Below are 14,420 nucleotides of genomic sequence, written 5' to 3' on the forward strand. Positions count from 1 at the left end.
ACGGATTAACCGGATTATCCGGATTTTTTCCAACCCCAAGGGGAAAACTGTCAGTGACATATTTCATATAGGAGCTGGAATTAATCCGCTTTATCCGGTTAATCCGCCCCAACACACACCGCCGGGAGGCGCAAATTATGAACACCGAGCAAACCATCACCGATTGGTGCCAGCATCACGGGCACTGGATCAGCGCAGACAATCGCGTCACCGCCGAAACCGCAGCGGCCATTCTGGGGCGATCAGTCTGCACTCTGAGGAACTGGCGCACGGCAGGCACTGGGCCTGCTTATTTTTCCGGTAGTCGCGTTACCTATCGGATCAGCGACCTTGCCGAGTACCTGGAGCAATTCCGCATCACACCAGCGCCCTAAGCCGTCCCGAACCGTCCCCCTGTGTTCTGTGGGCATAGGCGAGCGCGGGCGATAATTAAGCCAGATTCGAGGGCCGATCAGCCCTTGATATTCCGGGGCTTGGAATCACCAGCGCGATGCTGGGCCATGCCTCGGAACGCTGGCCGGTTAGCTCAACTGGTCGGTGTTACCCGACATAAGGCTGAGCGATTCTGCCAAGGGACAAGCGAGCAACTCCCGCCGTGAGGCGCAATGTTGAGGAATCGCAAATGTCTGACCAAATTATGATGGACACCCTGAAAACTGGCCTTGCCGATATTCAGGAAAAAATCCGCGCTAAGCACGCCCAGCTTGATTCTAAGTTTCTGGATCTGGCCCAAGCCCAAGGCATCCCCGCCGGTTATGGCGTAAGCGCACGAAAAACCATTACCGAACAGGTTAATAACAGTCCGGCTCTGGCTGCACTGCGTAACCGTTCTGCCAAGACCGCCAGCATCCCGCTGGATGGCGTATGTCTGAAAGCTATTGTCGGTGATGCTGCTGGCAGTAGTGACAGCCTTTACCCTGTGCAGCCGCAGCGTGATAACCGTTTTGGTGAAGATGCCCGCCGCCGCCTGAGTCTGCTGGATCTGGCACCGCGTATTGCTGTCACCAGTGGCGGTTTTGAGTTTGTGCAGCTTAACGGCTACGCAAACGCCGCTGCCGTTCAGGCAAAGCAAGGCGACGAGAAGGCCCGCCAGTTCACCGATATGGAACTTAAGACCGCCAATATCGCAACCGTGGCCGTGCTTGAGGCTGTGTCAGAGCAGGTTATGGCTGACAGTCCGGCGCTGGCTCAGTTCCTGCAATCCCGCATGTTGTTCAACGTGCTGGAAAAAGCAGAACGTGACCTGATTGTGGGCACTGGTGGCACTGGTCAGATTGACGGTCTGGTCAATCAGGCGACTGTGTTTATCGGTTCATCCAGCGCAACCGGCGCTGATGCAATCGGTGAAGCTGCCGCAGAGCTGGACGTGGCAGGCTGGAATGCTGGCTTGATCATCATGCACCCGCGTGATTGGCAGGCTATCCGGTCTGAACGCAACACTGAAGGCAAATACGTTGCTTCCGGATGGGATCAGCCTGCTGGCCCGAATATCTGGGGCACGCCTGTCATCACCAATGCCGCACTGACCCAAGGCACCGCGCTGGTGCTCGACCCGCAACAGATGCTTGTGCTTGATCGTCAACAGCCGCGCTTTGAACTGGGCTATGTCGATGCAGGCTTTGCAGAGAACGTGATGACCTGCCGCGCTGAGCTTCGCCTCGGTCTGGCTGTGTTCAGCCCGTCCGCTGTGCTGAGTGTCAGTGTTTAAGTAGTTCGCTCCACCCCGAGCCGAGCGGGGCAAAACTCGGATTCGGTGACCCCACGAAGAGTGAAACGGGGTAGCACTCACAAGGTGCGAGCAGTCCGGGCAATCACCCTGCAATGTTCCCCGGCGGCATTGCAAGGCCGGACTGCTGAATGCCGGGGCTGATACCGGGAGGGGGCCAATTGAAACTCTAGCATTGAGCTTTTCCGTACCGCATCCGAAATCTTTGTTCACTGGTAACTCACTACTTTCCTGAAAACCACGAGGCCCAACCCATGACCGAGCAACCGTTGTACGCGCGTACACCCGCCCGCTCGCGCGAGGGCAAGCCGCCGAAGCACGTCCGGCAGTGGATCAACCGGCAGGCGCACGCCGAGGCCGCACAGTTTGAGTCAGAACGCCGCCAAGCACTTACCGCCCAATGGCAGGCCGGTCTGTTGTTCGTTTCACGGTCTGAAGCTGTCTAGCCTCGGCGCTGAGGCAGTCAGTGGACGGCCACCCTTTCGGAGTATCAACCATGCCTGATGACGTTCGCATGATCAGCCGTCACCCTGCCGCAGAGCCTTATCTGGCCGTGGTGCATGGTCGGCACGTCCACCGCCGCAACAATGAAACCCTAGGCCAGTTTGCAGCCCGTGCCGAGATCGAGGCCGCACGCTATCGTGAATCAGCCTGGAGCCGCTCGCATGATGCCAGTCTATGAGATGGAACCGCAGGAAGCCGCCCCAGCGACCCCAGAGCAACGGCTCTGGCTCGGAGCACTGGCGCTGCTAGTCGAGGATGCCAGACGCCATGCCGAGCAGCTTAGACTGCGTGACGCAAGAGACTACGAGGGCGAACAGGCTTTTGATGATCTTATGCGCTGTGGCCCGATGCTCAGGCATTTAGCCGAGCGGGCTGGCTATGATCCGCAATGGATCAGTCAGGTGTTCAAGCGGTCTGTGGGTGTCAGATAGGCTAATTCTACCCTACGCGCACGAAGGAATTTCCCGCCCCCTGCTACGCTAAGCCAATCCCAATAATGAAAAAACCAGCGTTTTGACGTTGTTGGCTTGAATGTTGGGTATGAGTAGAAGTGTAAGCTAAGTTATTGATTTATATGGGGAGATGGTGCCCGGAGCCGGAATCGAACCGGCACGGGGTTTCCCCCGAGGGATTTTAAGTCCCTTGCGTCTACCAGTTTCGCCATCCGGGCTGGGTAGGATACAACTGAATAATGGAGGCCGAGGTCGGAATCGAACCGGCGTTCACGGATTTGCAATCCGCTGCATAACCACTCTGCCACCCGGCCTCTAAGGGTGTTGATGCGCAATGAAACAGGCATTGCACAACATGAAACTGGAGCGGGAAACGAGACTCGAACTCGCGACCCCGACCTTGGCAAGGTCGTGCTCTACCAACTGAGCTATTCCCGCTTTGGAACGGCGCCCATTCTATCCTGCCAAACGGGCCTGTCAAGTCATTGATTCAGAAATAGTTATTTGCCGCACTTTTTAACTGACAGAGACCAGCAAAGCCGGCCCGACAGCCATCAAATCACTTCTTTGCATCCATGCTCATATGCGGCCAGGCAGCTTTCAGATACACATACATTGACCACAGGGTCAATGCCGCTGAGACCATCAACAGTACGTATCCGATAATTACCCAGATGTCGATCAATGGGGGATTGGCCAGCAATACCACCAGCGCGACCATCTGGGCCGCCGTCTTGTACTTACCCAGTTGCGACACGGCAACCTGAGCACGCTTGCCTAGCTCGGCCATCCACTCACGCAGCGCCGAGATAACAATCTCCCGACCAATAATCACCATGGCCGGCGCCGTCACCCAGAAATTGGCGTGGCTCTGCACCAGCAGGATCAGGGCGACGGCGACCATCAATTTATCTGCCACCGGATCAAGGAAGGCACCGAAGGGTGTGCTTTGCTCCCACTTGCGTGCCAGGTAGCCGTCCAACCAGTCAGTCACACTGGCGAGGGTGAAGACAATTGCGGCAGCCAGATAGCTCCAGTGGTAAGGCAGATAGTAAAACAGAAGAAAGATGGGGATCAGTACGACCCGCATCATGGTCAGGATATTCGGAATGTTCATGGATTCTAGGCGACCTCTGTCAAGACTGCATTCTAGTCGCTATGCAGGGCGGCATAAATGAGTTCCGCCAACTTTTTGCTAATACCCGGTGCCTTGCCGATTTCCAGCACACTGGCACGCTGCAGTTCCTGCAAGCCGCCAAAGTGCTTGAGCAGCTCGCGCCGACGCTTGGGGCCGACACCGGCAATACCTTCAAGGGGTGAGGTGTTACGGGTTTTGCCGCGTCGCGCGCGGTGTCCGGTGATAGCGAATCGGTGTGCCTCATCGCGGATATGCTGGATCAGGTGTAATGCCGGCGAATGGCCGGGCAGCACCAGCTCATTCTGGGTGCCGTTCAGATACAGGGTTTCCATGCCGGCCTTGCGAGTTACGCCCTTGGCTACCCCGAGTACCGTCAGATCATGGATGGCCAGCTCCTGCAGTACCTCCAGCGCCATGGACATCTGCCCCTTGCCGCCATCAATCAATAAAATGTCCGGCAGCTTGCCTTCGCCCTCCTGAATCCGGCTGAAACGTCGGGTCAGCGCCTGGCGCATGGCGGCATAGTCATCCCCGGCGGTCACCCCTTCAATATTGAACCGGCGATAGTCACTCTTCAGCGGCCCCTCCGGTCCAAATACCACGCAGGAGGCTACCGTGGCCTCACCATGCGAGTGGCTGATGTCGTAACACTCCAAACGTGTTGGCATCTCATCAAGCTTAAGGGCTTCCTGCAGGGCCTCGAAGCGTGCCTGTACGTTTTGTCTGTTCGCCAGCATACCGGCCAGAGCCAGATCCGCATTGGTCACAGCCATGCTTTGCCAGCGGCTACGTGTGCCCCTGACACGATGCGTAATAACCAGATTGTGACCGCGGGCCTGACTCAGGGCAGAAGCAATAACAGCCAGGTCTTCGTGATCAGCATTGACGATGATCTCGGCGGGCAGTTCGCGCTCCCCACCACCCAGGTAATATTGCGGCAGAAAGGCGGACAGGACGTCGCCACAGCTTTGCTCAATCGGCACCTTGGGGAAATGATTGCGGCTACCTAGCACCCTGCCCTGTCTGACCATCAGCACATGCACACAGGCGCCGCCGGGGCTCACGGCAGCGGCAATCACATCCACGTTGCCCTGCTCGGTATCCATGCTCTGCTGATCCTGGACACGGCGCACCAACGCCATCTGATCACGCAGCTCGGCCGCCCGTTCAAACTCCAGCTGTTCGGCGGCCTGCTCCATGCTACTGGCCAGTTCCTGTGCCAGAGCGTTGCTGCGCCCCTCCAGGAACATCACAGAGTGGCGCACGTCTTCGGCATACTCTGCGTCGCTGACCAGGCCGACGCAGGGCGCCTTGCAACGGTTTATCTGGTGTTGCAGGCAGGGCCTTGTGCGATTGCGATAGTAACTGTCCTCGCATTGGCGCACCTTGAAAGCCTTCTGCAACAAGCCCAGGCTTTCTCGAATGGCGCCGGCACTCGGATAGGGACCAAAGTAGCGGCCCTTGATCTTTTTCGGGCCACGGTGCAGCCCCAGTCGGGGGAAGGCATCTTCGCTGGAGAGGAACACATAGGGATAGGACTTGTCGTCGCGCAGCAGGATGTTGTAAGGCGGCCGAGATGCCTTGATCAGGCTTTGTTCAAGCAATAACGCTTCGGTCTCGTTGGCCGTGATCGTGGTGTCTATCTGCTGTATGCGCGTCACCAGCGCCGCAGTCTTCGGGCTTAAACCCGACTTGCGGAAATAGCTGGAAAGACGTTTCTTGAGGTTTTTGGCCTTGCCCACATAGAGCAAGGTGCCCTGCTCGTCGAGCATGCGGTATACGCCCGGCTTGCTGCTGGCAGCCGCCAGAAAGGCACTGGCATCAAAGGGGCTGGCAGACATACTCAGTGTTGCAGTGCGTCGACCATGCCATGGCGCACGGCCAGCAGAGTCAACTCCACATCACTGGTTATGCCGAGCTTTTCAAACAGACGATAGCGGTAGGTATTGACCGTTTTCGGGCTCAGACAGAGCTTGTCGGCAATAGCCTGGACCTTCTCGCAGCTGACGATCATGTAGGCAATCTGCATTTCCCGCTCTGAGAGATTATCAAAGGGTGAATCGTTGGCCGGGGCAAAGGACTTGAGGGCCAACTGCTGGGCAATTTCCGGGCTGATATAGCGGCTGCCGGCGGCCACCTGGCGAATGGCCGTAACCATTTCTTCCAATGCGGCACCCTTGGTTACATAACCGGCAGCACCGGCTTGCATCAGCCGCGTGGGAAAGGGTTCTTCATCGCAGGCTGTGACAGCAATAACACGCAGGTTCTTGTCGTGCAGCAGCAGTTTACGGGTGGCTTCAAGGCCGCCAATACCCGGCATACGCACATCCATCAGCACCACATCGGGTTTCAGGGCACGTACCTGGATTACGGCACTTTCGCCAGAGTCGGCTTCGCCAACCACACTGAGACCGGGGACATCGCTGAGCATGCGTGTAATGCCCATGCGCACCAGATCATGGTCATCGACCACCAATACCTTGATCAAATCCGAACCCCTTGCATAGAAAGACGGCAACGCAACTCCGTACCACGCCGGGCGATTATCTAGCCCGAAATCGGCTTCGCTTGGCGACGCCGATTGTCCATGCGCAACCATAGCAAATAGCGCGGGGTTGTGGAACGTTGCCGAATACAGGTAAGTCAGGAAATGCTCAGTTGTACCGCTAATTCATCCAGACAGGCAGGATCGTCAATGGTCGAGGGTGCCACAAAGACTTCGCCCGCCGCCATCTGCCGCATGATGCGCCGTAGAATCTTGCCCGAGCGGGTCTTTGGCAGGCGCTTGACGATCAGGGCGCGCTGGAAGCAAGCCAGTGCACCGATATCCCGACGCACCAGGCTGACCAGTTCGCTTGTCAGGCGAGCCTGATCGATGGTCTGGTCATTTTTCAGCACTATCAGCCCAAGTGGCAGTTCACCCTTTAGCGCATCGGGTATACCAATTACCGCACATTCCGCCACAGCAGGATGGGCGCCGATAATGCCCTCCATTTCGCCGGTAGACAGCCGATGGCCTGCCACGTTGATGATATCGTCGGTACGGCCCATGACGAACACATACCCATCCTGGTCCACATAACCGGCGTCACCGGACTGATAGTAACCGGGGAAGCTGTTCAGGTAGCCCTCTCTGAAGCGTGCCGGGTTGCCCCAGATCCCGGTCAGGCAACCTGGCGGTAGGGGCATACGCAATACAATACTGCCCTGCTCACCGGCTGCAACCGGCTGCCCCTGATCATCCAGCACCTCCAACTGAAACCCCGGCATGGCCCACGTGGCCGAACCCGGTTTGGCCGGTTGAAGGTCATAGCCCGCCGGATTGGCAGCGATTGCCCAGCCGGTCTCGGTCTGCCACCAATGGTCAATGATCGGCCGCTGGAAGTGATTTTCCAGCCAGGACCAGGTCGGCGGATCAAGACGTTCACCGGCCAGATACAGACGCTTCAAGGTGGATAAATCATATTCAGCCGCCATTCGCGCTTCGGGATCTTCCTTGCGAATCGCACGAAAGGCTGTCGGTGCTGCAAACAGGGCCTTGACGCCGTGCTCGGCACAGACTCGCCAGAACGCACTGGCATCCGGGGTGCGAACGGGTTTGCCTTCATACAGCACGCTGGTGCAGCCACTGAGCAAGGGTCCGTAAACAATATAGGAGTGTCCGACTACCCAGCCGACATCGGATGCCGCCCAGAACACCTCACCGGGCTGCATGTCGTAGACCGCCCGCATGCTGTAACGCATGGCCACAGCATGCCCGCCATGATCACGAACCACGCCCTTGGGTTTACCCGTCGTGCCCGAGGTGTAGAGGATGTAAAGCGGGTGTGTGGCCTCGACTGGCAGCGCATCTGCCGGATCGGCATTGGCCAGCGCGTGCTGCCAGTCCAGATCCCGATCCGCAAAGAGTTCAGCCTGACACTGCGGCCGCTGCACCACCACACAATGGCGCACGCGATGGCGGGCTTCGCTGATGGCCGCATCGACCAGGGGCTTGTAGGCCAGCACGCGATCCACTTCAATGCCACAGGAGGCGGTCAACAGCACATCGGCCTGAGCATCATCAATACGCATAGCCAGTTCATGGGCGGCAAAGCCACCAAACACCACGCAATGCACAGCACCAATACGCGCACAGGCGAGCATTGACACCACCGCCTCGGGAATCATCGGCATGTAGATAATCACTCGATCGCCCTTGCCTACCCCCAGACTGCGCAGCATGCCGGCACACTGGGCAACCCGTCGGGTCAGTTCGGCATAACTGATGTGCGCCTTGCTGTCCGTTACCGGCGAATCATAGATCAGGGCCGTGCGTTCGCCGTTACCGGCCAGAACATGGGCATCCAGAGCCAACCAGGCGGTATTCAGCCGACCATCGGCAAACCAGTGGTAATCACCTTCAGTGTCTTGAGCAAGCGTCTGGCTGGGCGCTGTATGCCAGTCAAGCACGGCGGCCTGCTCAGCCCAGAATTGATCAGGATGGTGACGTGCCAGGGCACTGGCTTGTTGAAAGTCTTTTGCACTCATGTCCGGCATCTCCTTGTTATCCGGTAAAGGTGCGCTCTGTCGGGTACGAAAGGAACTAGACTTAGGTCGGATGGGGCATGCCCAACGGTGGCGGCATACTCCACTGACATAAACTGGGGTATAACCATGAGCAAAGAAGACGCAATGGCCGAGGCCGGCAAGACCGCCGTGATGCAGAACGTATTCGGCACCATGACCTTCCTGCTCAATTACCCGCCCTTCAATCAGATGGAAAGCAACCATCTGGCCTTCCTGGTCGAGCATTGCCAGCTGCGTTTTTACGCCAAGGGCGACAGTATCATTAGACCCCAGCAAGGACCGGTTCAACATTTCCACATAGTCAAACAGGGGCTGATCCGAGGAGAACGGCTGCTGGCCGGACAGGACCATCCTGAAACCACTTTCGAGATCAGTGTCGGCGAATGCTTCCCCTTGGCCGCATTGATTGGCGAGCGGGCGACCCGCACCGAGCATCTGGCCGGTGAAGACTGCTTCTGTCTACAGCTGCCGCGGGCGGATTTTGTTCGGCTCTTTTCTCTGTCGTCACCCTTTAGGGACTTCGCCCTGCGTGGCGTCAGCAGCCTGCTGGATCAGGTGAACCAGCAAGCCCAATCCAAGGCAGCTGAGAATCTCGGGGCGCAGTACTCGCTGGAAACCCGGTTGGCCGATCTGGCGGTACGCAACCCGATCAGCTGTCGGGCCGAGCTACCGATTCACGATGCCGTCAAACTGATGCACGAAGCCAGTGTCGGCAGCATCATCATTCTGGATGACCGGCAACGCCCGGATGGCATCTTTACCCTGCGTGATCTGCGCCGCGTCGTGGCTGCCGGTGATCTGCCCATGGCTACGCCGATCGGCGAGGTCATGACCCCTGCCCCCTTCCATTTACCGCCCAACGCCTCCGCCTTTGATGCGGCCATCGCCATGACCGGCCGGCATATCGCGCATATCTGCGTGGTCGAGCATGAACGCCTGATTGGCGTGGTATCAGAGCGCGATCTATTCTCGCTGCAACGGGTTGACCTGGTGCATCTGGCCCGCACCATTCGTCAGGCACCCAAGGTCAGCAGTCTGGCTGCACTGCGCAGCGATATCCGCCAGCTGGTTGAAAGCATGCTGGCACACGGCGCGTCATCAACCCAGATTACCCATATCATTACTCTGCTCAACGATCATACGGTGTGCCGCGTGATTGAGTTGTGCATGGCTGATCACGGCGATCCGGGCATTGCTTTTACCTGGCTGTGTTTCGGCAGTGAGGGGCGGCGTGAACAGACGCTGCATACCGATCAGGACAACGGCATCCTGTTTGAGGCCGAGAATGCCGAACAAGCCGAAGCTATCCGCCAGCAGTTACTGCCATTGGCGCGCAGGATCAATCTGGCACTGGCCGAATGCGGCTTTACCCTGTGCCAGGGCAATATCATGGCGAGCAACCCGGATCTGTGCCTGTCCCGTGAGGAATGGCGCAAACGGTTCGAGCAGATGATCCGTTCGGCGACCCCGGAGAACCTGCTGGCCTCATCCATCTATTTCGATTTCCGTGCGGTCTGGGGCGACAACAACAAGGCCGAAGCCCTGTTTGATACGGTACTGGTCGGCCTCAAGTCCAATACCCTGTTTCAGCATATGCTGGCCCAGAATGCCTTGATGCAGCGGCCACCCATTGGCCGCTTCCGGGACTTTGTTGTCGCCCGCAGCGGTGCCGAAAAAAGCACCCTGGACCTGAAGAAACAGGGTCTGCTGCCCTTTGTCGACGGCGCGCGCCTGCTGGCCCTGGCCAATGGCATCACTGACTGCAATACCCTTGAGCGCTTCCGGCAACTCAGCGCGCAAGGCGTGATTGATGCCAAGGATGCCGCCGCCTATGAGGAGGCCTATCACTTTATCCAGTTGATACGTATGCAGCAGCATCAACTGCAGGATCGCGAAGGTCGTCCTTTCAGCAACCGCATCGACCCTGATAGCCTGAATCACCTGGATCGACGCATCCTGCGTGAGTCCTTTCGCCAGGCCAAACGCCTGCAGGCCAGCCTGGCCCTGAGATACCAGCTATGAACCCGTTGCAGTGGTTAAGCAAGCGTCAACGCAGCGGTCTTGATGCGCGTCAGCTGCAGCGTCGTGACGCCTTGCCAGCAGCACAGAGCATGGACGACACCCCGCTGGATCAAACCCGCATGGTGGTGGTTGACCTGGAAACCAGCGGCTTGAATACCCAGCGCGACAAGGTCTTGTCGATTGGCGCCGTGGTGATTGAAAACGCCGCGGTAGATATGGGCAGCCAGTACGAATGCACTCTGTATCGGGTCGATCACCGGGTCACCGAAAGTGTACTGATTCATGGCATAGCGCCGAGCGCCATCGCCCAGGGCACGGCCCCGGAAGATGCTCTGCTGGACTTTATGGAATTCAGCAGTCAGGCGATTTTCCTGGCATTCCATGCCGCTTTCGATCAGCGCATGCTGAGTCGTAGCCTGAAACAGGATCTGGGCTACCGTCTGCAGCACAGCTTTATCGATGTGGCCGACATGGCGCCGATGCTCTGCCCCGATGCTCAGGTTGGTCGTGGTGGGCTGGATGATTGGCAGGCGCATTTTGGCCTCAACAACAGCCAGCGCCATAACGCTGCAGCCGACGCCCTGGCCACCGCGGAAATCACCTTGATCCTGCTGCACAAGGCCCGCACACAGGGCATTCACACCCTGGCTCAGCTGCATGCTCGGCTTGGTCACTGGCGCAAGCTCAAGCAGGTCCGGCTTGGCAGTCTCTGAGCCCAAGCACTGACCCGCTCCGCCCTCGAAACCCCTGTTCTACCCTACCCACCTGTGCTTAACCCGAACTGATCTTGCAGAATGCAGAAAGCCCTCTCGTGGAGGGCTTTCTGTCACTACCTTTTCAGTGCTTAGTGATCAACTGCCGCACCGGCACCACGGGGAACGCGAATGTCCTCGATCAAATGCTGGATATGCTCCGGCGGTGCCTTGGTCACGGACGAGACGGTAATCGCCGCGATAAAGTTGAACACCATGCCCAGGGTACCAATGCCTTCAGGTGACACACCGAACCACCAATGTGCCGCATTATCCAGTTCAGGGCTGATGAACTTGAAGAACACGATGTAGCAGAAGGTAAAGGTCAGACCCACAATCATACCGGCGATGGCACCCTCTTTGTTCATACGCTTGGAGAAGATCCCCATGACGATGACCGGGAAGAAGGAGGCCGCCGCCAGGCCGAAGGCAAAGGCCACCACCTGCGCCACAAAGGCCGGTGGATAGATACCGAATATACCGGCAATGACAATCGCCACCCCCGCCGCCATTCGGGCTGCCAGCAGCTCGTGCTTCTCACTGATATTCGGCATCATGTTGCTCTTGAGCAGGTCATGGGACACCGAGGTTGAAATCACCAACAAGAGTCCAGCCGCCGTAGACAGCGCTGCCGCCAGACCACCCGCGGCAATCAGTGCAACTACCCAGCCCGGCAGATTGGCGATTTCCGGGTTGGCCAGCACGATAATATCGCGGTCCACATACAGCTCGTTGGCATTCTCGGTGGGTGCGTTGGTCACTACCCGCTCACCGTGTACCCCTGCATCCTCAGCAAAGCGTGGCGCCCCGGCAAAAGGTGCTCCGGGTGCATATTGAATAACCCCGTCGTTGTTCTTGTCCTGCCAGGCAACCAGACCGGCTTTCTCCCAGGTCTTGAACCAGGCGGGTACTTCGCTGAACGAGACATTCGGGATGCTGGTCAACAGGTTGGTACGGGCAAAAGCCGCAACAGCCGGTGCAGTGGTATACAAAATGGCAATGAACAGCAGTGCATAACCTGCAGACTTACGCGCATCACGTACCGTGGGCGTAGTGAAGAAGCGCACAATCACATGGGGCAGACCGGCGGTACCGACCATCAGCGCCATGGTGATAAAGAACACATCGATGGTTGATTTGCTACCGTCGGTGTACTGGGCAAACCCCAGCTCCGTGCCCAGGCCATTCAGCTTGTCCAGCACTGACAGCCCCGTGGCCGCATCGGTGGTACCGAAACCCAGCTGCGGGATCGGGTTGCCGGTTATCAACAGTGATATATAAATAGCCGGAACCATGTAGGCAAAGATCATCACACAGTACTGTGCCACCTGGGTATAGGTGATGCCCTTCATGCCGCCAAGCACAGCGTAGAAGAACACGATGGCCATACCGATGATCACGCCAAGGTTGATATCCACTTCCAGGTAGCGCGAGAACACGATACCCACGCCGCGCATCTGACCCGCTACGTAGGTAAAGGAAATGAAGATCACACAGATGACGGCCACCACGCGGGCTGTTTGCGAGTAGTAGCGCTCACCCACAAATTCCGGCACCGTGAACTTGCCAAACTTGCGCAGATAAGGTGCCAGACACATGGCCAACAATACATAGCCACCGGTCCAGCCCATCAGGTAGTACCCGCCATCGCGTCCAATGAAGGAAATGATACCGGCCATGGAGATGAAGGACGCCGCAGACATCCAGTCAGCACCGGTCGCCATACCGTTGGCAATCGGGTGCACGCCTTTACTGGCAACATAGTATTCACTGGTGCTGCCCGCTCGGGACCAGATGGCAATCCCGATGTATAGCGCGAAGGTCGCACCGACAAAGAGGTAAATCAGGGTTTGGGTTTCCATTTAAGGGCTCCTGTAATTATTCTTCGTGGACGTCGTATTTACGATCGAGCCTGTTCATCTTCCAGACGTACACGAAGATCAGGACCACGAAGGTATAAATGGAACCCTGCTGGGCAAACCAGAAACCCAGGGGAAAGCCAAAGAACCGGATGTTATCCAGCAGGTCGGCAAACAGGATGCCGGCACCAAAGGACACTGCGAACCAGATGACCAGCAAGATCAGCATGAAACGCAGGTTTTCCTTCCAGTAGCCGCGTGCCGCGTCTTCTTTAGATAAGGACATAACCATCTCCAATTGTTGTTTTTATCGCAAAGTCACGTTAGCACCGCGAACCACAATGGGAGACTAAGACTTTGGTCTCAGGCCGGCAGAGGCCCATCTCGAACGAGTATGGAAATAAATCCTAAGTCAATGATTTTTAAATATATTAGCGAATTATTTTCAGCGCTGTAGCGTTTCGTCTGATGCTGTCTGCGACTAATGTCGTAGCGTCATGCCGAGCGCACACAAGCAAATAGGAGGGAGGCAGACACTGCAGCCAGAATGATTACCTGAGCAGCTTATTGCTTGCAGGCCTACTGTGCCCTTCGGCACAGGCCGAGACCGACCTGGCATCAATGAGGTGCAGACGGCCAGCTAAGAATAGTTGATCCAGCAGGTTTGCTCTGGCGCGGCGCCACTAACTGGCCTTTTTCGCACGTTACTAACCCGAGCAGTCTCTGACCTGTGACTGATCAGCGTTTGTACTGGGTCGGGCAATAGGCGCGGATAACACCGGGATCCCGCAGTGCGGCGTGCTTGGTCTGACGACCGTTCACACGCTTGCGCCATAGCCGGTAGGAACCGGCCTTAAGCTCTCGACGCATCAGCGCGATAACATCGGCTTCGCTTAACCCATAAAGCGACTCAATGGCCTCGAAGGGAGTACGATCCTCCCAGGCCATTTCAATGATGCGTGACAGGTCTTCTTTGTTCAGCGTGAGATCCGCCATAATCTGAATTAGTCCTCCAGCAGCTCCGCCAGCGCGTCCGGTGAACTCTTGAACGCCTTGGCGAATACATCACGGTGTTGAGCCATGAACAAGCTTAGCTCCTCAACCGGTTTTTCACCCAGTGTGGGCACCGCCTTGATCATGACGTCACCCAGCCGCTCTGCCAACTCCAACATTTTATCGTGACGATCGGCTTCGGCTTTATCCATGAACAACTGCTCCGGGTCTCTACTGCTGCGATAGACAACTTCAACGGCCATCTGATTACCTCAGGCGTGATTAGCATAATCCGGCCTTGCTGAACCGGCAGCGCATTGTACTGTATAAAAAAACAGTATCCATTCTTTTTTTTGACAAGACCAACTCAATGTCCGCTAAGCCCTTGCTCTGAGAACGCGAAAA

The 14,420-nt window shown here is 57.3% G+C and carries 14 protein-coding genes and 3 tRNA genes; 6 read left to right on the forward strand and 11 right to left on the reverse strand.

Features of this window, described 5'->3' with window-relative positions; translation table 11 throughout:
• Positions 1-137: 137 nt before the first annotated feature.
• The 4 genes from AC27HQ_RS13795 to AC27HQ_RS13810 all read left to right on the forward strand — a co-directional run bounded on the left by AC27HQ_RS13795 (position 138) and on the right by AC27HQ_RS13810 (position 2,661).
• Positions 138-374, forward strand: coding sequence for a helix-turn-helix domain-containing protein (locus AC27HQ_RS13795; protein ID WP_487156765.1), 237 nt, complete (start codon positions 138-140; stop codon positions 372-374).
• A gap of 248 nt (positions 375-622) precedes the next feature.
• Entirely contained in the window at positions 623-1,708 is a 1,086-nt protein-coding gene (locus tag AC27HQ_RS13800) for a phage major capsid protein (protein ID WP_487156766.1), read from the forward strand.
• 514 nt (positions 1,709-2,222) lie between these two features.
• Positions 2,223-2,408 (forward strand): hypothetical protein, encoded by a 186-nt coding sequence (locus tag AC27HQ_RS13805; protein ID WP_487156767.1) that lies wholly within the window; start codon positions 2,223-2,225, stop codon positions 2,406-2,408.
• Positions 2,392-2,661, forward strand: a complete 270-nt coding sequence (locus tag AC27HQ_RS13810; protein ID WP_487156768.1) for a hypothetical protein — start codon at positions 2,392-2,394, stop codon at positions 2,659-2,661. The genes AC27HQ_RS13805 and AC27HQ_RS13810 overlap by 17 nt, the downstream gene beginning before the upstream one ends.
• Positions 2,662-2,813: 152 nt before the next feature.
• Here AC27HQ_RS13810 and AC27HQ_RS13815 read toward each other — a convergent pair.
• The 7 genes from AC27HQ_RS13815 to AC27HQ_RS13845 all read right to left on the reverse strand — a co-directional run bounded on the left by AC27HQ_RS13815 (position 2,814) and on the right by AC27HQ_RS13845 (position 8,359).
• Positions 2,814-2,900 (reverse strand) — tRNA-Leu (locus AC27HQ_RS13815).
• 22 nt (positions 2,901-2,922) lie between these two features.
• Positions 2,923-2,996, reverse strand: a tRNA-Cys gene (locus AC27HQ_RS13820).
• A 48-nt stretch (positions 2,997-3,044) separates the two neighbouring features.
• Positions 3,045-3,120 (reverse strand) — tRNA-Gly (locus AC27HQ_RS13825).
• 121 nt (positions 3,121-3,241) lie between these two features.
• Positions 3,242-3,799, reverse strand: a complete 558-nt coding sequence (gene pgsA / locus AC27HQ_RS13830; RefSeq protein ID WP_487156769.1) for a CDP-diacylglycerol--glycerol-3-phosphate 3-phosphatidyltransferase — start codon at positions 3,797-3,799, stop codon at positions 3,242-3,244.
• A gap of 32 nt (positions 3,800-3,831) precedes the next feature.
• Positions 3,832-5,661 carry an excinuclease ABC subunit UvrC gene (gene uvrC / locus AC27HQ_RS13835; RefSeq protein ID WP_487156770.1) on the reverse strand — a complete coding sequence of 610 codons (1,830 nt, stop codon included), beginning with the start codon at positions 5,659-5,661 and terminating at the stop codon, positions 3,832-3,834.
• 2 nt (positions 5,662-5,663) lie between these two features.
• Positions 5,664-6,308 carry a response regulator transcription factor GacA gene (gene gacA / locus AC27HQ_RS13840; protein ID WP_487156771.1) on the reverse strand — a complete coding sequence of 215 codons (645 nt, stop codon included), beginning with the start codon at positions 6,306-6,308 and terminating at the stop codon, positions 5,664-5,666.
• A gap of 155 nt (positions 6,309-6,463) precedes the next feature.
• A complete protein-coding gene (locus AC27HQ_RS13845) occupies positions 6,464-8,359 on the reverse strand; it encodes an acetate--CoA ligase (protein ID WP_487156772.1) in 1,896 nt (631 codons plus the stop codon).
• Between the two features lie 117 nt (positions 8,360-8,476).
• On the opposite strand from AC27HQ_RS13845, the gene AC27HQ_RS13850 reads away from it, so the two are divergent.
• Both AC27HQ_RS13850 and AC27HQ_RS13855 read left to right on the forward strand, forming a co-directional pair.
• Positions 8,477-10,411 (forward strand): putative nucleotidyltransferase substrate binding domain-containing protein, encoded by a 1,935-nt coding sequence (locus AC27HQ_RS13850; RefSeq protein ID WP_487156773.1) that lies wholly within the window; start codon positions 8,477-8,479, stop codon positions 10,409-10,411.
• The gene (locus AC27HQ_RS13855) at positions 10,408-11,124 is read left to right on the forward strand and encodes a 3'-5' exonuclease (RefSeq protein ID WP_487156774.1); all 717 of its coding nucleotides are present in this window, start codon (positions 10,408-10,410) and stop codon (positions 11,122-11,124) included. The genes AC27HQ_RS13850 and AC27HQ_RS13855 overlap by 4 nt, the downstream gene beginning before the upstream one ends.
• 131 nt (positions 11,125-11,255) lie before the next feature.
• Here AC27HQ_RS13855 and AC27HQ_RS13860 read toward each other — a convergent pair whose 3' ends face one another.
• The 4 genes from AC27HQ_RS13860 to AC27HQ_RS13875 form a co-directional block, all read right to left on the reverse strand.
• A complete protein-coding gene (locus AC27HQ_RS13860; RefSeq protein ID WP_487156775.1) occupies positions 11,256-13,025 on the reverse strand; it encodes a sodium:solute symporter family protein in 1,770 nt (589 codons plus the stop codon).
• A gap of 16 nt (positions 13,026-13,041) precedes the next feature.
• Positions 13,042-13,308: a DUF4212 domain-containing protein gene (locus tag AC27HQ_RS13865; RefSeq protein WP_487156776.1), complete on the reverse strand. Its 267-nt coding sequence runs from the start codon at positions 13,306-13,308 to the stop codon at positions 13,042-13,044.
• A gap of 452 nt (positions 13,309-13,760) precedes the next feature.
• Complete coding sequence (locus AC27HQ_RS13870) at positions 13,761-14,018, reverse strand: TIGR03643 family protein (RefSeq protein WP_487156777.1); 258 nt, start codon at positions 14,016-14,018, stop codon at positions 13,761-13,763.
• 8 nt (positions 14,019-14,026) lie between these two features.
• Positions 14,027-14,278, reverse strand: a complete 252-nt coding sequence (locus AC27HQ_RS13875; RefSeq protein ID WP_487156778.1) for a YebG family protein — start codon at positions 14,276-14,278, stop codon at positions 14,027-14,029.
• Between the last annotated feature and the right edge of the window lie 142 nt (positions 14,279-14,420).

It is taken from the genome of Halopseudomonas sp. 4NH20-0008 (assembly GCF_057548395.1).